The 23,119-nt window shown below is 29.4% G+C and carries 16 protein-coding genes; 12 read left to right on the top strand and 4 right to left on the bottom strand.

All coding sequences use genetic code 11. From position 1 onward, the window contains the following. Positions 1-55 precede the first annotated feature (55 nt). Together AC1Q7L_RS03435 and AC1Q7L_RS03430 are read right to left on the bottom strand one after the other, a co-directional pair. Positions 56-3,901 (bottom strand): nSTAND3 domain-containing NTPase, encoded by a 3,846-nt coding sequence (locus AC1Q7L_RS03435; RefSeq protein ID WP_492305421.1) that lies wholly within the window; start codon positions 3,899-3,901, stop codon positions 56-58. A 31-nt stretch (positions 3,902-3,932) separates the two neighbouring features. Beyond that, positions 3,933-5,846, bottom strand: coding sequence for an ATP-binding protein (locus AC1Q7L_RS03430; protein ID WP_492305422.1), 1,914 nt, complete (start codon positions 5,844-5,846; stop codon positions 3,933-3,935). Positions 5,847-6,137: 291 nt separating this feature from the next. Between AC1Q7L_RS03430 and AC1Q7L_RS03425 the strand changes: the two genes are divergently transcribed. The 12 genes from AC1Q7L_RS03425 (at position 6,138) to AC1Q7L_RS03370 (ending at position 21,202) form a co-directional block, all read left to right on the top strand. After that, a complete protein-coding gene (locus AC1Q7L_RS03425) occupies positions 6,138-6,437 on the top strand; it encodes a hypothetical protein (protein ID WP_492305423.1) in 300 nt (99 codons plus the stop codon). Between the two features lie 7 nt (positions 6,438-6,444). Beyond that, entirely contained in the window at positions 6,445-6,789 is a 345-nt protein-coding gene (locus AC1Q7L_RS03420; protein ID WP_492305424.1) for a hypothetical protein, read from the top strand. Between the two features lie 117 nt (positions 6,790-6,906). After that, on the top strand, positions 6,907-7,086 hold the full coding sequence (locus AC1Q7L_RS03415; RefSeq protein WP_492305913.1) for an AAA family ATPase: 180 nt from the start codon (positions 6,907-6,909) through the stop codon (positions 7,084-7,086). Next, entirely contained in the window at positions 7,087-9,042 is a 1,956-nt protein-coding gene (locus AC1Q7L_RS03410) for an ATP-dependent nuclease (RefSeq protein WP_492305425.1), read from the top strand. It abuts the gene before it with no gap. Continuing rightward, positions 9,024-10,973 carry a UvrD-helicase domain-containing protein gene (locus AC1Q7L_RS03405; RefSeq protein ID WP_492305426.1) on the top strand — a complete coding sequence of 650 codons (1,950 nt, stop codon included), beginning with the start codon at positions 9,024-9,026 and terminating at the stop codon, positions 10,971-10,973. Before AC1Q7L_RS03410 ends, AC1Q7L_RS03405 begins: the two co-directional genes overlap by 19 nt. Positions 10,974-11,251: 278 nt before the next feature. Beyond that, complete coding sequence (locus AC1Q7L_RS03400; protein WP_492305427.1) at positions 11,252-11,602, top strand: hypothetical protein; 351 nt, start codon at positions 11,252-11,254, stop codon at positions 11,600-11,602. Positions 11,603-11,617: 15 nt separating this feature from the next. Then, positions 11,618-11,947 carry a hypothetical protein gene (locus AC1Q7L_RS03395; protein ID WP_492305428.1) on the top strand — a complete coding sequence of 110 codons (330 nt, stop codon included), beginning with the start codon at positions 11,618-11,620 and terminating at the stop codon, positions 11,945-11,947. 160 nt (positions 11,948-12,107) lie between these two features. Continuing rightward, a complete protein-coding gene (locus tag AC1Q7L_RS03390) occupies positions 12,108-12,341 on the top strand; it encodes a hypothetical protein (protein WP_492305429.1) in 234 nt (77 codons plus the stop codon). A 344-nt stretch (positions 12,342-12,685) separates the two neighbouring features. Further along, positions 12,686-14,227 carry a T9SS type A sorting domain-containing protein gene (locus AC1Q7L_RS03385; protein ID WP_492305430.1) on the top strand — a complete coding sequence of 514 codons (1,542 nt, stop codon included), beginning with the start codon at positions 12,686-12,688 and terminating at the stop codon, positions 14,225-14,227. Positions 14,228-14,233: 6 nt separating this feature from the next. Next, positions 14,234-17,242 carry a hypothetical protein gene (locus AC1Q7L_RS03380; RefSeq protein WP_492305431.1) on the top strand — a complete coding sequence of 1,003 codons (3,009 nt, stop codon included), beginning with the start codon at positions 14,234-14,236 and terminating at the stop codon, positions 17,240-17,242. Between the two features lie 6 nt (positions 17,243-17,248). Further along, positions 17,249-20,863, top strand: a complete 3,615-nt coding sequence (locus AC1Q7L_RS03375; RefSeq protein WP_492305432.1) for a DUF6443 domain-containing protein — start codon at positions 17,249-17,251, stop codon at positions 20,861-20,863. Positions 20,864-20,869: 6 nt separating this feature from the next. Then, on the top strand, positions 20,870-21,202 hold the full coding sequence (locus tag AC1Q7L_RS03370; RefSeq protein ID WP_492305433.1) for a hypothetical protein: 333 nt from the start codon (positions 20,870-20,872) through the stop codon (positions 21,200-21,202). 31 nt (positions 21,203-21,233) lie between these two features. Here AC1Q7L_RS03370 and AC1Q7L_RS03365 read toward each other — a convergent pair whose 3' ends face one another. Then, on the bottom strand, positions 21,234-21,662 hold the full coding sequence (locus tag AC1Q7L_RS03365; RefSeq protein WP_492305434.1) for a hypothetical protein: 429 nt from the start codon (positions 21,660-21,662) through the stop codon (positions 21,234-21,236). A gap of 704 nt (positions 21,663-22,366) precedes the next feature. Beyond that, a complete protein-coding gene (locus AC1Q7L_RS03360; protein WP_492305435.1) occupies positions 22,367-23,053 on the bottom strand; it encodes a hypothetical protein in 687 nt (228 codons plus the stop codon). Positions 23,054-23,119: the final 66 nt, after the last annotated feature.

Here is a 23,119-nt window from a genome sequence, read left to right as displayed (position 1 = left end):
ATTGTGTATTGTCACTAAAATACACTTCCCCTTTTTTGTTATAACTGTAAGTAAATTAATTAACACCTATCCAATTATCTAATTTATAATTATATATATCTAATTTTTTCTTATTTTCAGAGCCTTTTTTATATCTTTCTTTATCTTGTATTTCTAAAATACTTATAATTTCTTGATGAAATTGATTGCTAGTATTTAAAAACTTTTTAGCATAATCAAATGTTATAAAAATCCGAGTATTACAATGTTTTATATGCCTTTTTATATGAAGTAAACCAATTTCACTTAAATCTTCATTGTCTTTTATTGTACATAAAACTTGATAAACTTTATTGTCTGGAAAAATTTCATTAAAGAAATCCTTATCAAAAAATTTGAAGATATCCTCTTTATGACCTGTCTGTTGAAGAATTTCAATATTTTCGATGATTAAATCCTTAATAGCACTTAATTCATCAGAGCTTTTATAATTCTCTATTAAAATTGTCCACAGCTTTTTTGTAGTTGTTATGTTACAGCTACAGCGTGAAGTATTAAATAATAATCTTTGGAACAAATAATTTTTATTTTGGCTAGTTGAACAAATAGTTTCCCAAAGATTTTTCCAATCCCCCCATTTTTCTGTAGAACCATTAACACCATCACTTAAAAAATCCTCTAGACAAATTTTAAAACTTGAATTACTTTCATTTAATAAAATTTTCTGCATTACATTAAACCAAAAATCATGGTTGTTATTATGTAATGCTAACGACGATAAAGTGTTTGGAGTACCACAAAAAACATTTAAACAATCAAGTAGTAAATTTTCAGGAATTTTAGATATAAAATCTCTTATATCTTTATTAAAAAAGTCACCATCACCTAAAATCTTACCAACTAATTCTGTTGGTGGGGTTTCTGAAGTTAGGATTACAGCTCGAATCCATCGTAGATCTTCTCTTTCAATTTCTAGTAAATCAGAAATTTGTTGTTTTTCCGATTCCACTAAGTATCTCCATCCAGCTAATGCCCATTTTAAGTTTGAAAGTAAAAAGTTTGTATTATTATAATTAATGAGAGCGGTAAAGATATTTTCTCTTATTTCAAAATTATCATTAGTTAATTTCAATAAATCAATCATTATGGACATTTCATATTCTTCAATTATTTGATTTTCTGAAATTTGATAATCGAGTCTTTTATACCATGCGTTGAAAACTCCCATTCCATTTTCTAACTCAATATATTTTATAGCAGTAGATATTGTTGAGATAAACCTAGCACCATTTAAGTAAATTTTTAAAGGAATACTATTGACAACATACGGGTAAATTTCCCCCCATAAATTCCATAATTCTATTGTTTGCTCTTCATCAAAATCTTTCCATTCAACAATTGATTCACTACCATAATCTACAGAAAAGGTTGCTATTACTCCATAAGCTCTTATTGCGACATCTGTTTTGTTGAATGATTTTATCATTAAATCTTTAAATAAGCTTTTCAGTTCATCTGAAAAGTTAAACCAATTTTGAATTATAGAGCTGATTAAATTAAATATTACAGTTGGGTGCTCATCCTGAAATAAAAATTCAGTAAAATCCTTATCCAGAATTTCTGTATTTTTGAGGACTTTATGCATAATTTCAGCCCTTATAAAGGCTTCTTTTACTTGAAGTAAAATTTTGAATGAATTTTTATCAATATCTTCCCCCTTAACTGTTTTAATGTAGCCCCAAATTTGATAACTTGATGGGAATTCACTATTTGATAGTTTTTCTGAAATAATAGAGATATCATCATCAGGAAGTTTGAAAAATAAATTTTCAAAATTGCCATCTTCACTTCCTTTAAATGGGATACCTTCATACCATTCGATTTCATAATCATCAGTTCCTCCTCTTTGTATGTCTTCAAATAACCTTTCCTGTTGCTCTAAAGATAAGTCTTCAACAACCTTAGTTAAAAATAGAAGTGAGTTGTCCTCTACTGCTGGAAAAATTGATCTTAAACCTAAGAAGGCATAATCTATTATTTGTGTTTTAAAATTTGGACTTATTTGAGTGTATATAAAGTATAAATTCTTCGATGCAATATAGGCTGTTTGATCATTAAGACAAGAAATACATTTTTTGTATAATTCTAATTTTTTTTTCAATAAAATAGTGCTATTTTCAAAAAACAGATTTTGTCCTGCGACATGAAAAGTGGAATGAGTAGTTGCAAATATTTGTAGATCAGAATCTGTAGCTGAGATAAAGTTTCTTTCCTCCAAGTATCCTAAAGCATTTGTTATTGATTCATCTAATATAAAATTTTCAGAATATGTCGGAAACTCAGACTCTTCATCATTAAAAGATAAAACTTTTATATAAGCTTCTTCTTGTATACTAGGAAGTAATTTTTCATCCGACATAATATAAGCCAGATCTTCGATGTTAATACCATAAACGGGTGTTGAAGAAATAGATATTACTGATAATAAATTTGCAGATACTGGATTTGCGCTCTTTAACTGATTTGCGATTTCCCTTGAATCCCTTCTTGCTATATAAGCAAGATCTGAAAAATTCCTACCTTCTAATTTTTGAATATCTTCATTTGCTAAATATCTTAATTGACCAATTTGTAGTTGATCTTCATCTCCAGATTCTAATATGCCAGCATCAACAATACTTGTGATAGTTTGTGGTATAGATTTTTCTTGAGATATAGCTCTCCAAAACGATGATATTACATGAGCATCACTTAAAGTCATGTCATACCATTTTTTCTGATTTATAGAACAATCTTCTAAAGATTGAGTATTAAATGCTTCAAGAAGAATTTCAGAACGATTGGTAATTATCAATAAATGATGGCTTTGTTTTTCTGTTAATAACTCATCAATCCTTTTTGCTAATTCTACATGCCTTTCAACAAGTTCACTATGTCCAAACGGATCTGAAAGAATAGCTATTTTATTATCGTGAATATTGGTTTGTAAAAATTGTTTTACTTCAGTAATTTCGTTTTCTATGCAAAAATCATATCCTTTCAATACAAAGCTCTCGGATATTTTTTTTGCTAATTGAGTTTTACCACATTGTGATCTACCCGTTAACAATAAAAAAGAATCTTCTTTAAGTTTTGATATTAATTCATCCTCCTCAGGGCGGGTTTGGTAAGATTGATCGACATTGGGGCTACCTATCTTATTTAATTCTAAAGTTTTGTTTATTCTTTCACTAATATCAAATCCTTCATCTCTGCCCATTGTTACAATCTGCAAAAGTTTTAAATAAACTTCTTCGGCTTTTGATTGGGCTATTTGACAGTTATTATTTAAGATTTGCAATATTGCCTTATCGACTCTTTCATCTGTTAATTCTTCAACGATAATACATCTCTTTAATAGGTCATTAATTTTTTGACGATCAAGTTGTAATGCTTGTGTACGACAAAAAGCTTCTCTTCTTCTTTTTAGTGGAGTTTTTCCAATTCTTATTTTCTTAAGTTCATCTAAGAAAAAATCAGCAAACTCTTGGGAAATAGAAAATTGTGCTGTTTCATTGATTTGACTATACTCTTTTTTTAAAAACAAAATAGCATCACTACATCTAGAATGTGTTACAAACAGGATTTTAACGTTTTCGTAATCAATAAGTTTTTTTAATAAATTATTATCATCTTTATGTGCTTCAAAATGACATAACCATTCTATCAATTTAGGCAATTCTAAAAGCCCACTTTCCCTTTTGACTTGTATTTCAATACTCTGCTGAGTACCATCATCATTTTTGATTTCTACTACAGCATCTTCAGTGCCGCCTTTTTCAACATGCATTTCTATATTACTGTCTCTTAGCAGTAATGCTTTTAGTACGGTTACTTTGTATTGATATTCATATCCTTTTATTCCAGATAATTGTACGCTCATGTCAGGTTATTAGCTTTTTTGGGTATAGTTATTAGATTACAATTTTTTTCTGAGTACTTAATATATCTTGTTCTGTAAACTCTGAATATCGTTCAGAAAGTTTATCTCTAAGATTAAATAATCTTTTTTCAGAAGAGTCAACAATTTGAGAAAATAAACAAATTTGAACTTTACCCATTTCAACATTATTAGAGTTTGAAACGGTATGATTTGGTTGTATCTTTTCTGAAAATGATTCGCCAACTAAAAATGCATTTATGTAAGGATTTCCAAGGAGAGTACCACAGTTCATAAAATCTTCTACATAACCTACTGCTTGATTTTTTTCTTCTCTGCCGAGTTTATAGCCTCCTCTTTTTAATTCTATAATTAAAACTTTTTTGATATTTGAAATACTTGTTTCAGTATCGTAATCATTAATACAATTTATTGAAAAGGTGGAATTTCCCATTACAACGATATCTGGTCTTTTTTTGTTATTGTTGAAATTATCCTTATCGATTTTCTTTCCAAAAACTTTCTGTACTGTAGTATGTAACTGATTATTGTAGGAATATTCTGGAGAGTCGTATTCAGGACCAAATATCCATCTCGCACTAGCAATTAGTGGATGTAAAACATGAAGCTCATCAACTGTCTTGTCGGATGATAATTTTCTTATGGATTCTATAACAGAAATTCTTTTATCAATTTCATCTAAAACAATTAAAGCATCTTTTATTGACCAATTATCCAGAAGCTTATTCAAACCATCTATATCTTCGCTTGTAAGTGTGGAGATCTTTTGAAGCAATTCAGAACCATTCCTTGTATTCTCTAAATTAATCAATGTTTCCATTGCAAGATTAATTGATTCTTGCTTAGCAGTTGGGTTTGTTTTAGTAATATGATCTAATGCTTCATTAAATTCATATTTTGCCAATGGTGTAAGAGATGCATAATCTTTATTATAGTGTTGCTTAACAATTTTCTTTGTTTCTTCAACATTTTCTATTGCAATTTCGTTAAAAATAATTCCTATTTCTTCTGATAGTTTTTCAAAAATAAAATCTAAGTCTCTACTTTTTTTGAAGCCAGACCAATCTTCTCTAATATAACTTTCGAGATCATTTGTTTGGATAATGACAGAATATTTTTTTGCTTCCTGCGTTCTCCCATCTAAAATAATATTTGTTCCCAATGCCCATGATGGCTCACCAATTAATCTACCTGATTGCCAAATTGCCACACCTTGATAAAGCGTATTTTTTCTTGACTTTTTAGTATCTATTAAACTTATAATAAAACTACATTTCTCTATTTCAATTGGAATTGTTTTAACTACGCCCGAATGATTTTCTAAATTAATTATTTTTTTATTTATAGAAATTTTAAAATTAGGATCATGTAAAAATCTAGCGGAAATAATATCATTTATTTCAGAAGATTTGGGAATATTTTTTTTTACAATTACTTCCAATTTTGTCCCAGAATAGCTTGATTTTGCAAATTGTTCCTTTTTTATTATAAATGGCTCTGTATCATCTTTTGTAGTAATAGTAAATGTCGATTCCTTGCCATCTTTATTAGTGATTATTTTATATTCATCATTAAAACATAGTAATCCATGTCTTCCAACACCGTTTCGACCATATGCAATCCTTTTTAGATCTATACCCTTTGCAAATTCAACTTTTTTTCCTTGATTTTTCAATCTGTTGTACCCAAGTTTCATCCAACGAGCTTTGAATTCATCAGCAGTTAATCCAGTACCATTATCTTTTATGATTAGTGGCTGCCCATACTCATCTGGCAAGAAAATATCGACTTCAGTTGCTCCTGCATCCCACGCATTTGCAACTAGTTCAGTTAAAGCAATGTCAGGTTGAGATCCTAAATTGCCCAATGTTCTCAATAAAAAATCTTCTTCAAATAAAGAACCTTGTACAAAATCATGTTTTTTCATTGTGTGTTAGTTATTAGTTTAAATAGTAATATTAGACGTTGATCATAGATTTAGTATATAAAACTAATATTTTTATGTAAATATCTACAAAATTAATTTTTAAGCTTCAGTAAATGTGCCTTATTTCAATATCAAAATATTGCAAATACTTAAAGATAAATCCATATTACTTCACCTAAGTTAGGACATAAATATAAGTATCTCATATTTAGAAATTGATTTGTAATGATATTTATTTAATTTAGTGATTATTTGAAGTAAAATAATCGAAATAAAAAAATTATAAAATCTATGAATTACACATTAGAAGAATTAAAGAAGCAATTAATATCGCTTAATTACGAAAAAGAAAATGAAATTGAGATGTTGGATAAAGTAAGTTTAGATAACTATCTTGATAAACAATTAGATGAGATTAATTATTTGATTGCTATAAATATTGATAATATGAGTGATCCCAAAATTAAAAATATTTTTGACCTTGCAAAATCTAAAGAAACTACAATCGTATCAGGTGAACTTTTAGATTTAATTTTTAAAAATAATCTTCTCTATAGAATTAAATATGAATTAAGTAAAATTAAATTTTAACAGAATTATGAAGCACCCTTATTCTAGTATAGATGAAATTAATAAATTTCTTAGCGAACAAAACTTAGAAGAGCATGAAATTTTTAACGCTGATATATCAATAAATACATATTTAAATAGTATAGATATTAAAACGAAGGTCATAATATCTTTTGCAGATACATTTAATTGGGTTGTAGTAACTTTTATTGAAAGTACACTTGATACAGATTTGTATCCAACTGTATTTAAGGCAAAATTTGATGAAATGGTATATGAAAATGATAAATACCTTCTTATAAAAGGTTGTCACTCAAATAATAGAAAAATTGGAAATTATAAAATAATTATAACTCCAAATCGAAAAAATTAAAAAATACTGAAATGAAAAAAAATAAAAATATAAGCATAACCAATATTGAATTTCAAATTCTTCCTAAAGTTTAAAAGTTTAAAACATTAATAACCATGAATATAAAAAAAACTTTTTATTAAAAATTTTAGAATACTTTCTGATTTTCAAATTGACTTAGAAGATGAAATTTCGTTAGTTATAGGAAAAAACAACTCAGGTAAAACTTCTATTCTTACAGTTCTGGATAAGTTTTTAAATCAAAGTGATAAGAATAGTTTTTCAATTGAAGATTTTAATTTGTCCTTTAAACAATAATTGCAAATTCTTATTGAAGATACTACAGAGCTTTCTGAAGAAGAATATCTAAAATGCTACAATGGTATTTCATTAAGAATATTAGTATTGTATAATAATACTGATAGTTTTATCAACATTCAAAAATTAATGTTAGATCTTGATCCCGCAAATAATTATATCGTATTAGGATTTGATTACTATTTAAGTTATAAAAATTATTTAGGAATTAGGAAAGATCTCGCACAATACAAACATCGTGAAAATATCAAAAAAGCTGAGGCAAAAGCCTGTGAGCCACCTAGAAAATATAATGTAAAAGGATTTTCGGAATTTTTCAAATTAAATTATCAAAAATATTTTGAAACTAGGAAAAAATCAATTTTCTATGACAAGACTTCACAAAAAATAATTGAGGATAATTATATATTAATTGAAGACTTGAAAATATCTGATTTTATTAGTTTTAAATACATTTCAGCTAGAAGAGATGTTACTAATAAAGAAACAGATAAAACATTATCATTACAAACATCAAAGATATACGAAAGAAAAGAAAATGATGAAAATGAAGCTAAGAAAATAGATGATTTTCATGATACTATAATTAATACTGATGAAGAACTATCAAAAATTTACAAAGTCTTTTTTGAAGATATAATTGAGAAAATAAAAAGCCTAGGTGGAATACGTGAAAATGAATCAGTATTAAGTGTACTTTCCACACTACAGTCTAGAGAACTTTTAAAAGGTAATACAAATGTTTACTATAAACATGAACTGTCAGATTTACCAGAGCACTATAATGGTTTGGGATACTTAAATCTTATAAGTATGATCTTTGAAATTGAAATAAAAAAATATGAGTTTCAAAGGTCTTTATTAGAAGCTCCTGCAGATATTAATTTATTGTTTATAGAAGAACCAGAAGCACATACTCACCCACAAATGCAATATGTTTTTATAAAAAACATTAGAACAATTGTTGGAGACAAAATATCAAAAAAAATTAAAAATATTGATAATATAGAATTTGAAATTTGCCGTAGTTTACAGACAGTAATTTCTACACATTCTTCTCATATTGTTGCGGATAGTGATTTTGATGAAATTAAATATTTAAAAAAGACAGATACTATAACTTCTAAAAATTTAAAGGATTTAAAAAATCTATATGATGAAACTGGAAAACAGTATCAATTTCTTAAACAATACCTTACTATAAGTAGAGCTGAAATTTTTTTTGCTGACAAAGCTATTTTAATAGAGGGAGATACGGAGCGCATACTTCTACCAACAATAATGAAGAAAATAGATATTCAGTTCTCTCACTCTGATAAAGAAGAAAAAAAAATCCCATTATTATCTCAAAATATTTCAATCCTCGAGGTTGGAGCTTATTCTGAGATATTTGAACTTTTTATAGATTTTATAGGTGTAAAAACTCTTATTCTTACAGATTTAGATAGTACACATAAGATCAAAAAACTAAATAAAAAGAATGAAGAAATTATTGTTAACGAAGCTTGCAGAGTTGCAATGGGAGAAGATTATTCAAATCCCGCACTTAGATTTTTCTTAAATAATAAAACTCTCGAAGAATTAAAATCTCTTACATTAAAAGATAAATGTTTGATTAAAACAGATGATAAATGGATTCAAAATGAAAATGGAACTGTATGTATTACTTATCAAACTGATTATGATGGATATACAGCAAGAAGCTTTGAAGACTCTTTTTTAGTTATACCGCAAAATAAGAATTTAGTTACTAGTAAAATAGATAGCTTTAAAGGAGTTAAAAATCCTAGACATTTTGATGATGAAAATAAAGATTCTTATGATTTAGCAAATGAATGTATTAATAAGAAAACTCATTTTGCTTTAGATATCTTATATCATAGTAATGATGATTATTCTAATTGGGAAATTCCTGAATATATAAAAGAAGGTTTATTATGGTTGAAAGAGAATTAAAAAATGAAATAGATCAGATTTTTGATCTTATAGAAAAAGGAGATAATTTTTTATTAAGCGGGGGAGCAGGAAGTGGAAAAACGTATACATTAGTGCAGTGTATAATTGGAATAATTGATAAGTTTCCAGATCATAAAATTGCTTGTATCACATATACAAATTCTGCTGTTAAAGAAATTGAAGAGCGTATAGATCATGAAAATTTAAAGGTTTTAACCATTCACGACTTCTTATGGGATTGTATAAAAAATTTTCAAAATGAATTAAAATATGCAATAGTTACTCTAGCTAATAATCCTTTGCAGAAAAAAATAAATATAGAAAACCCTAGTGTAGAAATGTTTTCCGAAGGTATTAGATATATGGAAAATCTAAATTTATCTAAAGGAATAATTTCACATGATGAACTATTAGTAATAGCTGAATATTTATTTGAAAATTATGAAAAATTATGTGATGTAATCAAAGATAAATTTAATTTTATATTGATCGATGAGTATCAGGATACTAGCGAATTAGTGATAAAGATTTTTCTAGATCATTTCAGAAAGGGTTCAAAAAAAAATATAATAGGCTTTTTCGGAGATGCAATGCAATCTATTTATGAAGACGGTATTGGAGATTTAAATATGTATAAAGAAAATGCAGGTGACTTGGTTCAAGAAGTTAAGAAGCTAGAAAATAGAAGAAGTCCACTTAATGTAATTAATTTAGCTAATAAAGTAAGAAATGATGGTCTAGAGCAATTACCGCAATTGGAAAAAACGAACCCTATTCCCCCAAATATGAATGAAGATGGTACAATTAAAGAAGGGGAAATTAGATTTTTATATTCTGCGGAAAATAATTTGGATAAAGTTAGAAAATATTTAGAATGGGATTTTAATGAGAGGGATAAAGACGGTAATTTAAAGTGTAAAGAGTTAAATCTAACTCATAATCTTATAGCAAAAGAATCTGAATTTGGATCCTTAATGGACATTTATAACAATGACCAAATACTAGAATATAAATATCTTATTGATGTTTTCTTAAAAAATAATCCACAAATTCAAATTGATGAAAATGACACTTTTGGAGATGCAATAGAAAAATCTGGACAACTTCCTAATGGTGGTAAAATGTCTGACTTCATTAATTTAAATATTGATCTATTTAACGAAGCTAAATCATATAAATTTAATTTGTTTAGAAAAATTTATCTAAATAGTGATATTCTTACGGACGATAAAAAACAAAATGAAAAAGATTTAAATAAGAAAGGAACAAAAAGAGATAATTTATTAAAACATTTATTTAAAATCCAAAATTGTATAAGGCTTTATAACGAAAAGAGATATAATGAATTTTTGAAAATTACAGATTATAAGATTAATTCAATTGAAGACAAGAAAATATTACAAGATCATATAGAAGCTCTTTCAAAAACTGATGAAAAAACGATTGGTGATGTAATTGAAAAAGCAAGTGAATATAAATTGGTTTATGCTGACGATAAACTATACGAGTTTATGCACAATAAGCAATATGTCTATAATAGAATTTCTAAAGTTAAATATTCTGAATTCATTAATTTATATAATTATTTAAAAGGGTTTACTCCTTTCTCAACCCAACATAAAACAAAAGGAAGAGAATTTGAAAAAGTCCTTGTAATATTAGATAGAGGAGGTTGGAATAATTATAATTTTGAATATGTTTTTGATGATGGTACAGTCTATAAATCTTTGATTGACGGAAGATCAAAAACAAAATCGAAATTGTCAAGTTATCCTAAAATAAAAGAAAGAACTGAAAAAATATTTTATGTATGCTGTACTCGTTCTAAAGAAAAACTAGCTGTTTTTTATCATAATCCGAAACCATCTGTTATAAACACTGCAATAGCTTGGTTTGGTGAAGAAAATACAATAAATATTGATAACTTCTAAAGATTGAATCAAAATTTATATATTTGTAATTCAAATTTTATCGGAAAATAAAAGTGTAAAAACTTTTGCTTTTGTTCTGTGAATCGGCAAAATTCTAAAATGTTACAAAATGCAAACAGTTCAGCACACTTGTCATATGGCAAGTGGCTTATCCTGTTTCTATGTAACATAGGCTTTGCCGAGCCTTCAGAACTAGAGCAAGTGAGAACCACTTGCTTTTCTATTTTTCAGAAAAGCTGTTTACCGAAAAGCTAATCATAAATTCAAAAATTAATTATATGAAAAAGTTTTTATCATCATTATTGATAACAGTTTCAGCAATGGCATTTGCCCAACAGACAGAAAAAGACAATAAGTGTGATCTTCCTAAAAATTATCAAGAACCTCAACCAGATAAAAAAATCCAATCATGGTTAAAACGTGCTGATGCTACCATTGAAGATTTAAGAAAACATATTGCTGTAGAAAATGATTGTAACGAGAAGGATGTAATCTTTTTAAGAATATCAGAACAAAAGGGAAATGGAATGTATTCAGTTTGTGTTGCAGGAAAGCCAATGAAGTACAAAAGAATGGGAACAGTTTTTATGGGTGCAGGAGAAAATCCTTTTGATACAGTTTCTAAGTAAAATAATAATATAATTATGGCAATTCATAAAGTAAAACAATACAGGTATTATTTTACAAAACCCCACAGTCCAGTTTCGGAGAATGAATATGTGCAATTAAAAAGAACCCTTCCACCAATTCCCGAAAATCCTTCAACAGCAATTTTAAAAAAATACTGGTGGTGTATTCTACTTATTCCAGCTTTTCCCATATTATTTATATTGGCTCTCACAGGATTGGTGGACGAAATAATTAGTTATAGTGACTATATAAAGGACAAGAATAGATTTGTGCAAAGGTATTTTCATTTAATTCATACCTCAAATAATTACGTTGATTTTGTTAATGGATATAAAAAGTTATAGTTATGAAAAATATATTTTCAACTTTTTTTAATTCATTGGTCAACCCTATTGAGGAAACTGTCAAGACATTCGTAGGGATGTATAGGAAGGTAGAACATAGAAATATACGAGACAAACACCGCCAACCTATTAATAATAAATTCAAAATATATCACATAATATGAAAAATCACAAAATCCATTTAAAACAAACAGACAGCCAGTTTCCAACTGATAAAGAAATCAGAATGTCACTCCGAAAGTTAGGATTAAAAGATGTTGTTTTCTCAATATTAAAAACCGTTGAGTTTGCTGAATTATCTGAAAGAGATTTAAAAACAGTAATAACAAGCAAACCTCAAAATCCTTTAGAAGAATTATTAAAAAAAGAGTTATTAAACCTTTCTCTGATATAAAATAATTTACAATTGGTTTATATGTTACAAGCCTTATCATACAATACGATTGTCAATTTGATAAAAAAAATAAAACATTTCCAACTTTTTACAAAATAATTGCATCAATAGATTTAATGCGTCATGTTCTGTCGCTTTGCAAGCATATCTTTGCTATAGAACATTAAACCAAAGAGATGTGATAAAAAACACAAAAAAATAAATCAATAGATATTGAAAATTATGTTAAATTCGCAAAAAATTAAATGAAAACACAAAAATGAAAAAGAATTACTCTTCAAAACGAGTGCATTTTCTATGCACAGTTATATCAACAACATATATAAACTAACAATAGCACAAGTATGAAAAAACTTTACATGAGTGCACTTATGGTGTGCACAACTGCTGTATTGTATTCTCAGGAAGTAGTTTGGCAAAAGGATATTAAATCCAATACACAGGATTTCTTGTCGCAAGTCACCACAACAATTGATCAGCAGTATCTTATTACAGGAAGTAGTATTCAAGCTTCTAAACTTTCTACAGGAAACAAACAAAACAACGGCTACGACCTACATTTGGTTAAGCTTAACCAGCAAGGTGAGGAAGTGTGGGAAAAGTTTTTCGTAGGAAATAACCACGATTTTTTATCTGCAACTGTCGGAACTCAAGATGGTGGATTTTTAGTAGCATCAACTTCTTATTCAGGCAAAAGTCTGGATAAAAAAGATGATTCTAAAGGTGGAAGCGACATATGGTTGATTCGTTTAAACGAATTTGGGGACGAACTGTGGCAAAAAACCCTAGGTAGCAATGCAGATGAAGAAGCAAGATCTGTGATTCAAACTACTGATCAGGGATTCTTTGTTGCTGGAAACGTTCAGAACTCAACAAAAGGTTACGGTTCTAAAGATGTTTTGATCATAAAACTAGACAAAAACGGAAAAGAACTGTCACAATCTATATTTGGTGGAAAAGGATCAGACGAGGTTGAAAAGATGATTCCAACTAGAGACGGTGGTGCTTTATTAGGGATCTATTCCAGAAGTAATACAGGGGGTTCAAAAAAGACAGAAAACTTCGGAGAAGGAGATTATTGGGTTATCAAACTTAACAAGGACGGTAAGGTTGAATGGGAAAAGAATTTCGGAGGTAAAGGTGACGATCATTTAAGAACATTGGCATTGACATCGGAAGGATTTTTAATCGGAGGTGAAAGCCGTTCAGAGCACTCAGGGAATAAAACAGTTGGTATCGAAGAAGGAACTGATCTTTGGTTAATCTCACTCAATGAAAAAGGAGATGAAATCTGGCAGAAGTCATACAATTTCAAAAATAGGGATATTTTGATGGGAATGAGTGTATTGCACAATTCCGATGATAAAACTTCAAAAGGAATTTTGTTAGGAGGTTATACTCAAGCTGAGGGAAGAATTGAAAGTGATGATGAGAAATTCTGGATGCTGTATTTAGATCAAAATGGAAATGAGCAGTGGAGAAAGCACGTCCAAGGTCAATCAAATAAGAAAGAAGAAAGGTTATCTGATATAAAACTAAACAGAGACGGTTCAATCATTTTAGCAGGAACCAGTGCTGAGGAGCTTGGTAAAGAAAACTGGAAAATCATTAAGCTTGGAGACAAACAAATTGATCAGTTAATTGTAAAACAAGACATTAAAATCTATCCTAATCCTGTATCAGATTACACCTATGTTGAAATTGGTTTTGATTTCAAAGATGCTGATATTATTTTGTATGATATGTCTGGACGACAATTACAAAGTTTGAAAACTAAAAACAAAGTTACCAAGATTAATACTCAGAATTTGATTCAGGGAGCTTATCTGATTACGATTAAAACTGATGCCAATAAAACAGCCAACGCTAAACTCATAAAAAAGTAAACACAAATGAAAAAAAATAAATATAAATTAATAATTCTTTTTTCTTTTTTTATACATACTGAATATAAATCACAGCAAACATTACTAGAGAAGCAGTTATATAATGTTGCTTCTCCTGAAGTATCAAGTTTAATGAAGTATAGTGACTTTTCTGAGCTTGATTATATCGGGAAAACCAATATATCAGTTCCTATTTATGATATTAATTTTGGAAAAATAAAAATACCAATTGATCTATCATATAATACAAAAGGAAACAAAGTAGCTGATATTGCTACATCGGTAGGGTTGGGCTGGAATCTAAACGCAGGTGGAAATCTAACGATTAAAGTAAATGATCAGAATGATTTTACAGAAACCTATGCTTATTATACAACTTCTACTTTTGAACCTTCACAATCGTTGTCATGGCATAGGCAATCTAAAGGATATTTGTGTACAGCATGGCCAGAACAATTATTCTATTCAAATATTACTGGGCAACAATTATGTATAAATACCCGAATTGAATGGAATGACGATGGAATGGTAGATTCAGCTCCTGATTTTTATTATATTAATGCACCAGGATTTAACGATAAATTTTATTTGACGAGAATTAATGATACCCAATTTAAAGCCAATTTTTTTAATTCTACAAATGCTAAACTTAATAACAACCTTATCTTAACTATTAAACCTACTTGTGGAGGCTATGAAAGTACATTCTGGGGAAGTAGTGGGAAAGCAAGTGTTTTTTATCAGGTTGATAAATTTGAAATCGTAGGTGAAAATGGATATATCTATACTTTTAATGATTACGAAATAGGAAAAATAACCGAATATCCTCAGGATTTTTTCAGTCATGATGCTTATCAGGTAAATAACTGGTATCTCACCAAAATGAAAGATCCAGTTTCAGGTAGAGAAGTCAATTTTGAATATGAAAGTTATGTAAATAATTATGAACATCCCTCACTTAATACATTAGAAGATTTAAATTTTGGAAACTACAATGTAGCATCTAATTATGCTTTAGGAAGTAATTCCTCAATTTCTGAAACTCCTCCTGTGATATATAATAAAGTTACTACATCTAAGTTGGCTGCTAAAAGGTTAAAAAGGCTTATAACAGATCAAGAGACAGTTGAGTTTGCTTATGCATTTAATAGATTAGATTATCCAGGGAATGGGCTCACAAATATTCAGGTAAAGAATAAAAATGGAAATGTTATAAAGCAAGCCAATTTTACATATTCGTACTTTAATTCAAGTAATTGTTCAGCAGGTGATTATGAATGTAAACGTCTAAGGTTAGATAAAATTGAAGACTCTTCTTTAGGGAATTATAACTTTTCTTATGATACTAATAATTTTCCGCCAAGAAACTCTTCAAAAGTTGATTTTTTAGGTTACTATAATAATAACAACTCTAATATTGTCTTTTCAAAGACTGATTTCCATCCATATGAATGGAACTATTTTCCAAAAGCAAAAACCTATTTTTATCCTGATTTGGTTAATGATAATATCTTACCATTTAAATTAGTGAATAAACAGGCATATTTTGAGCCTACAGGATTAGATAAAACTCCTTCCAATATTTCTAAATTAGGATTGTTGCAAAGAGTAGTGTATCCTTCGGGGGGAGCTTTAGAATTAAACTATGAAAATGATGATTTTATCTATGAAGGAGAAAAATATATTTTAGGAAGTACAAGAATCAGTAATATGAAATTATATGATTCTCAAAATAGTATTAGTAAAGAGATTAAATATAAATATCTCAATGCAAACAATATATCTTCAGGGCAGATTAATTTTACTACAACTCCTTCTAATATAACAAGAACATATGTTTCACCAGGTATTGGATTTAATACAAGTGCAGTTGTTGGGTATTCGAGAATAGTAGAAGAAGTAACTGGAAAAGGTTCTGTAGAGAAAAAATACAGCAATTTTAGTGATTATCCTGATAAATTTATGGTATCTGACACCAATTTTAATGATCAGGGTGTTAAAAACCTCCTTAAATTTTTAAAATTCCCCAGCTCTTATGTACAGTCATTTGATGGCAGAAGAGGGAAATTACTTTCTGTAAATTATTATAAAGAAGGAGTGATCACGCCTATAAAGAAAGAAACTTATACATATGATTATCATGTAAAAGATTCTCTTAAAGTGCAAAAGGCATTTTCATCTTATCAATATGAGAATTTAAAGGAGATTTATACTGCCTCAAATTATTTATTAAGATATTTTAACAATACAAGCTCCAATAGTAAGGAAGAATTCTTCTCAGGAGGTAATATAAAAGAAGAAAATACTTTCAGTTATGATGATGCTAGGTTAATCTACAAAAAAACAATTTCAAGTGGTGACATTATGGAAGAGTATTACAGAAATGCTAAGGATAAATCCATACAAAAGTTGATTAATGCTAATATTCTTGATACCCACGTTGAAGTTGAAAAGAAGAAAAATGGTAAAGTATTAACTAAGCAGGAAGTGAAGTATGATAATCAATCTACAATTTTTCCAAGCTCTGAATTGACTTACGATTTGAAAACTAATTCAATGGGAACCGAAGTAACTTATGATAAATATGATGTAAAAGGAAACTTGCAACAATACACCACAAAAAACGGTATTCCTGTAGCAATTATCTGGGGTTACAACAATACTCAGCCTATTGCCAAAGTAGAAGGGGCAACTTATGCTCAGGTACAAAGTTTAGTATCAGCGATTTCCACTGCTTCCGACACCGATGTTTTAGCGGGCAGAAACAACGATGAAAATTCATTCTTATCTGTTTTAAAAACGTTCAGAGACAGTTTGCAAGGTTATCTGGTGACAACCTACACTTACGATCCTTTGATTGGAGTAAGAAGTATCACTCCACCGTCAGGAATCAGGGAGGTATATTTCTATGATACAGCTAACAGATTGGGAGAAATAAAACAAGAATTCAAGAATGCCAACGGTAGCTTAGAGTATAAAATCCTGAAAGAATTTAAATACAACTACAAAAACTAACACACGATGAAAAAGATAATTATTCCAATCGGAGCTTTGCTTATCACGAGTTTAGCCCATGCACAGAATTTACCTAACACAGAAAATTATATTGAAACCAGAACTTATCTTGAACCTGTAGCAATAAGTAGTTCAACGGCAAAGCAAATCCATACAGTTCAATATTTTGATGGCTTAGGAAGACCTAAACAGGTAGTGAATGTAAAAGCTTCACCATTAGGAAGAGATGTTGTAAATCATATCGAGTATGACGGATTTGGAAGACAGGCGAAAGACTTTTTACCTATCCCGCAATCTTCAACTCAAGACGGAGCTATTTTTCCGACACCACTAGGTAATGCCTCAGCTATTTATGGTGGAGAAAAAATCTATGCAGAAAAAATCTTAGAAAACTCACCATTAGACAGAATCCAGCAACAGATACAGGTTGGAACTGATTGGAGTACCAAACCTGTGAAATTTAGCTACGATGCCAATACAGTTGCAGACAGAGTAAGAAAGTTTACAACATCAACCATTTGGGAAAATGGAGCTACAAAAAGTACTCTTGGTGAAAACTGGTTGTATACCGATGCTCAATTGTACAAAAATTCTGTAAAAGATGAAGATGGAAACGAAACTATAGAATTTAAAAACGGACAAGGACAAACTATATTATTAAGAAAAGTAATTGCCAATGATGAATATGCTGATACTAATTATGTTTATAATGAATATAATCAATTAGCTTATGTAATCCCACCATTAGCAAGTATCAGAGGAGATATTGTTGCTAACACCACCAAACATGATGAATTATGCTACATATACCGATATGATGGCAGAAACCGTTTGGTTGAGAAGAAATTACCTGGCAAAGGCTGGGAGCATATGGTGTATGACAAAGCGGATCGTTTGATTTTTACACAAGATGCCGTAATGAGACCTGACAACAAGTGGCTTTTTACTAAATATGACCAATTTGGAAGACCGATTATAACTGGACGTGTTTCGGGGACTGACAGAAACGATATGCAGACTGCAATTGGTAATAATCTTATTCTTACCGAGTATAGAAGTGCTACAGGATTTACAAAAAACGGAATGCAGATCTACTATTCCAATGATAGTTTCCCGTATTTCGATACAGCTTTGACAGTTAATTATTATGATACTTATCCGACAGGATCACCAGCGATTCCTGCACAGGTTTTGGGACAGGATGTTTTACCGCAGGATACTTCAAACTCAACTGTAAGTACAAAAGGACTTCCTGTGATGAGCTTGGTTAAAAACATCGAAGATGATAACTGGACAAAGAATTACTCCTATTACGACACCAGAGGAAGAGTGGTTGAAAGCTATTCTATCAATCATTTGGGAGGATTTACGGAAACAAAATCTGAACTTGATTTTGCGGGAGTTACAAAGCAGGCAATAACCCGCCACAAAAGATTAGATTCTGATACTGAAAAGGTAATTACTCAAACATTTGAATATGATCATCAAAATAGGTTACTTGTTCAAAAACATAAAGTAGACAACAATACGGAAGAAATCTTAGTTCAAAATGAATATAATGAACTTTCACAACTCAAAAACAAAAAAGTTGGAGGAATAGTTGCTTCAAGTCCTTTACAAAGTATTGATTACACTTATAATATTCGTGGCTGGATGACGAAGATCAATAATCCTGCTGATCTGAATGGGAAATTGTTTGGGTATGAAATGAGATATACAAATCCTATTTTTACAAATAATTCAACAGGTAAATATAATGGGAACATTGCAGAAATTGATTGGAAAAACTCTTCAGAAGATGTCTTAAAAAGATATAGCTACGAATATGATAATCAAAATAGATTAAAAAATGGATTCTACGCAGAACCTGGTACAGTAAATCCTCAAAATGGTAATTTTGATGAATATCTTACCTATGACCTGAATGGGAACATAAGTAATCTCAAACGAAAAGCGACTCCTGTCTCAGGAATAACTTCTACTCTGGTAGATGATCTTGATTACCAGTACACAGGGAACCGTTTAGACAGGGTTATTGAAAATCAATCAAATAGTACAGGCTATGAAGGAGGAAATAATTTGATTGATTATGATCTGAATGGAAGCATGACCAATATGAAAGATAAAGGTATTCAAGGTATTGCTTATAATCATTTGAGCTTGCCAGATTCATATTCGATCACTCAGAATGATCTATTGGGGAATTCTGTAAGCTTTGGTTTAAATTATTTATATCGTGCTGATGGAACAAAAGTCCGTAAAACGTACACATCTGGGGGAGGAAGAGGTCAATCTACTACAAATAATATTACAGATTATTTAGATGGTTTCCAATATAGCTTTAAAGAGACAGTAGAACCTTGTGCATGGTGCAGAACAGAGGTGGCTTATGAACAGCAAGCATTCAAAGGAGTTACTCTGGATCCTATATTCCCAACACTTCCACCACAGTGGGTGCTTAATTTTGTACCTACCTCAGAAGGATTTTACAGTTTCACGGAAAACCGTTACATTTACCAATATAGAGATCACTTAGGAAATGCAAGGGTGAGCTATGCAAAAAATAGCACAGGCGCTCTTGAAGTTACAGATACCAACAATTATTATCCATTTGGATTAAACCATATTGGAGGATTGAAAGGAATGTTAGGAGGTTATGAAAATTATAAGTATAATGGCAAGGAGTTACAAGAGTCTGGAATGTATGATTATGGTGCAAGGATGTATATGCCTGACTTGGGAAGATGGGGCGTAATTGATCCACTGGCAGAGAAGTCTAGACGTTTTACTCCTTATACTTATGCACTTAATAATCCTATAAATTTTATTGATCCTGATGGAAGAGAAGGTTTAGGTTGGGGATTAAAGGATAATCAATGGCAATTTGTACAAGGAATGCAAGAGGGAGATGCAGCGTATCAAAAAGGAGGATATACAGACTTTCGTGCTGATGGAACTGCTGAACCAAATGTCGAAATTACAGATAGTAATGCCGAAAATACTGGTATGACTTACTTAGGCTATAATGGAGAATCTCATTATTTACCAACTGATGGAAGTAATGGATCAACAGGTCTTCTTGGAATGTCGAATTGGTTTAGAGATGCTATATCTGGGGCGGAATCAAATTTAGCTGGAGGATGGCATGGTAGACTTGCAAGAAATTTTGTTAATGATTCTTATACTGTTGGTTTGTCGTCTAGTGTTGCAGCATTTTTAGGAGTATCAACTACACCAGTTAATTTTACATTACTTACACGAGGAGAGCCAGGGTTATATTTTACACCATCAGTTGGTGGGTCAATTGGGGATGGTATAGAAGGCAATGCTGGAATTAGTTTCAGTGGAGGAAGATATACTGGAGATTCTAGAAATATTACAAGTAGTATGCTACAAGGACATGCTATTGGAGGTTCTGTAGGGATAGGAATTCTAGCTGATGCTTCTTTAAGTGGAAGCTATGCACCTTTAGATATTAAAAATCCTATTAAAGGAGGTGGCTTTATAAATGTAGGAGGACAAATCGGTGTTGGTATACAAGGTAGTCCTTTAACAGTTGTTAATGCACAAGCAACTTATCAGTATACTCCTGTTGTAAAACCTATTTTCCAAATTAAATAATAATTTATGAGAGTAATTAAATATTATCGCTTTATTGCTACTATCTTAGTCATTATTTCGTTTAGTTATTTCTATCTCTATAAATTTGTCTATGAGAATAGTAATTATTTTTATAAGAATAAAATTCAATCTAAAATTATAAATATAAAAAACTATGAAAATAAGTCATTACAATTTTATTATGCAGATGAATATTGTATAACAACCACAGATACCAAAAGAGATACTTTGAAAATTGGTGATTCTTTGTCAAAAAAACAAAATACAGGGAAGTTTGATATTTATAGAATAGAAAACGGTAAATATAAATTATACAAGAGTTACAATACTGATAAATAATAACAATCCCCCTAAATTAAAAAGGGGGATTTTATTTGATATCTAAATTGATTTTATAACCTACAATTTTGATAATATCATCTTCTTTTTGTAAAGAAAAAATCTCTTGTGTATTTATTGAATCTCTTTTAACATAATAAATGAGAGAATAGTCTGCTTTTGGATAAGAGCCTTTGACTATAAATGTTTCCCAACTAGCTAAAGTAAAATTAGAAAAATTACCTCCTTGTTTATTAGTCCAATCAATCATTTGATTCAACTGTTGCTTATTTGTTACTTGAAAAAATTTATTACTGAATAATTTAAAAGCTTTTTCTCGACTATTACTTTTTAACAAGAAATAGAATTCTTTAGTTATTTTTTCGGCATCTTTTTTATCTTCTTCTCTATTTTTATAAATCTGATTAAAATTACAGCTTACCAGCAATAAGGAAATTAATATTAAAATGTATTTTTTCATTGTGTATTGATGTTGTCTAATGCTGAGCAAATGTAGTTATTTTAACTTTTAAATTGATAAAGAATTGAAACTCTACAATAAAAAAACCACCCCAAAAGGAAGACTTTAAGAAGATAAAAATTCAAATGTGATATATTTTCAAATTAGATGGGGTTTACTTTTAAAATCGTGTTGACCTATCTGTCCAGTTGATCTTTTCTGACTTGATCATAATATTTCAAAAATACTATGAATAAAGGGCTTAACAAATAATTTGCAACGTAAAGGTATATATTCTATTATTCTATACTTATTACATATCAATCTACATACTACTAATAATTTAGAACTATCAGATTTTATTACTAAACAGAATTTGATCAGATCTGGAATAAAAATTTAAAGCCTCACATGTAATATAGTGGGGCTTTATTATTGAGTGTCTGGAAAAAAAAATGTTGAGAATTTTACCAATTAGGATTTACTTTTAAAATTTTGTTGACTGTTGGTAGGTAAGTGAATTCTATAAACTTGTAATTTATAATATTATATTTGTTTTGAAATTATTAATTGGTATATTTTACCTCACCTCCTCAATAATGATAATTTGCTCCCACTAAAATACTATACAAGAATACACTTATTAGGATGTGATTGTAATGAGGAACTTTTAGAGATCTTTCAATACATAGAATCATTAAAAAAAAACCATAGAAGTTCGTTTATTATAATAGACTTACGAACCCGTCTATATCCTCGATAAACTTTTCCACTGTATTAATTGCTTCGCTAACGGTTTTTCTATCTATAACAACTTCATTACCTTCTTTATCACGACCATTTCTATGAACATAATCATGCCTGTTGTTAACAATTTTGGCTATTTCAGCTATTTCGGGAAACTTATAATTAAAAACTATTTTGTACAGTGACCTTACAAAAGCTATATTGTGAAATTGAATACTTAATAATCTTTCTTTTACCAATTTTTCTAATTTCTCATAAGTATCGAATATTTGAGAAAGATTAAATGAACGCTTTGATAATTCTTTGTCTTCAATAACAAACTTTTTAAAAGCTTCTTTATCGTTTAGAACTTCCTGTATAAGAGTTGTAGATAAATAATCTTCCATACAAGTAATTGAGCTGGTATAGATTTGTTTTAATAACGTTTTACCAATATCAGTATTTTCTATAGGTATATTTAAAAGTTGTCTTAATTTATCAATTTCCCTTCTAAATATTTTCATTCTATTTGTGTCATATAGAAAAGTATCAATTTGGTCTTCAATTATCTGTTCTTCTAAAGTGAAATCAGTTAAAATAACTTCTGAATTTTCATTTAAATTCTCAATATTTATAGATGTTTGAGATTGATTATTTAAAATGTTACAATAAACTCTTTGTCGCATTTGTTGCATCTGTGTGAGGAAACAATTGAAGGGCTAATATATGTTTCGTTATTAGGTATAAATATT

The sequence above is a fragment of the Chryseobacterium sp. GW823-FHT05E08 genome (assembly GCF_058795655.1).
This window is presented reverse-complemented; position numbering and strand designations above follow the sequence as displayed.

Excerpts from the sequence above, each read along its gene's own strand:
- AC1Q7L_RS03375 (WP_492305432.1), top strand. The coding sequence starts at position 17,249 with ATGAAAAAGATAATTATTCCAATCGGAGCTTTGCTTATCACGAGTTTA.
- AC1Q7L_RS03405 (WP_492305426.1), top strand. The coding sequence starts at position 9,024 with ATGGTTGAAAGAGAATTAAAAAATGAAATAGATCAGATTTTTGATCTT.
- AC1Q7L_RS03395 (WP_492305428.1), top strand. The coding sequence starts at position 11,618 with ATGGCAATTCATAAAGTAAAACAATACAGGTATTATTTTACAAAACCC.
- AC1Q7L_RS03430 (WP_492305422.1), bottom strand. The coding sequence starts at position 5,846 with ATGAAAAAACATGATTTTGTACAAGGTTCTTTATTTGAAGAAGATTTT.
- AC1Q7L_RS03420 (WP_492305424.1), top strand. The coding sequence starts at position 6,445 with ATGAAGCACCCTTATTCTAGTATAGATGAAATTAATAAATTTCTTAGC.
- AC1Q7L_RS03425 (WP_492305423.1), top strand. The coding sequence starts at position 6,138 with ATGAATTACACATTAGAAGAATTAAAGAAGCAATTAATATCGCTTAAT.
- AC1Q7L_RS03370 (WP_492305433.1), top strand. The coding sequence starts at position 20,870 with ATGAGAGTAATTAAATATTATCGCTTTATTGCTACTATCTTAGTCATT.
- AC1Q7L_RS03390 (WP_492305429.1), top strand. The coding sequence starts at position 12,108 with ATGAAAAATCACAAAATCCATTTAAAACAAACAGACAGCCAGTTTCCA.
- AC1Q7L_RS03400 (WP_492305427.1), top strand. The coding sequence starts at position 11,252 with ATGAAAAAGTTTTTATCATCATTATTGATAACAGTTTCAGCAATGGCA.
- AC1Q7L_RS03365 (WP_492305434.1), bottom strand. The coding sequence starts at position 21,662 with ATGAAAAAATACATTTTAATATTAATTTCCTTATTGCTGGTAAGCTGT.
- AC1Q7L_RS03435 (WP_492305421.1), bottom strand. The coding sequence starts at position 3,901 with ATGAGCGTACAATTATCTGGAATAAAAGGATATGAATATCAATACAAA.
- AC1Q7L_RS03380 (WP_492305431.1), top strand. The coding sequence starts at position 14,234 with ATGAAAAAAAATAAATATAAATTAATAATTCTTTTTTCTTTTTTTATA.
- AC1Q7L_RS03360 (WP_492305435.1), bottom strand. The coding sequence starts at position 23,053 with ATGCGACAAAGAGTTTATTGTAACATTTTAAATAATCAATCTCAAACA.
- AC1Q7L_RS03385 (WP_492305430.1), top strand. The coding sequence starts at position 12,686 with ATGAAAAAACTTTACATGAGTGCACTTATGGTGTGCACAACTGCTGTA.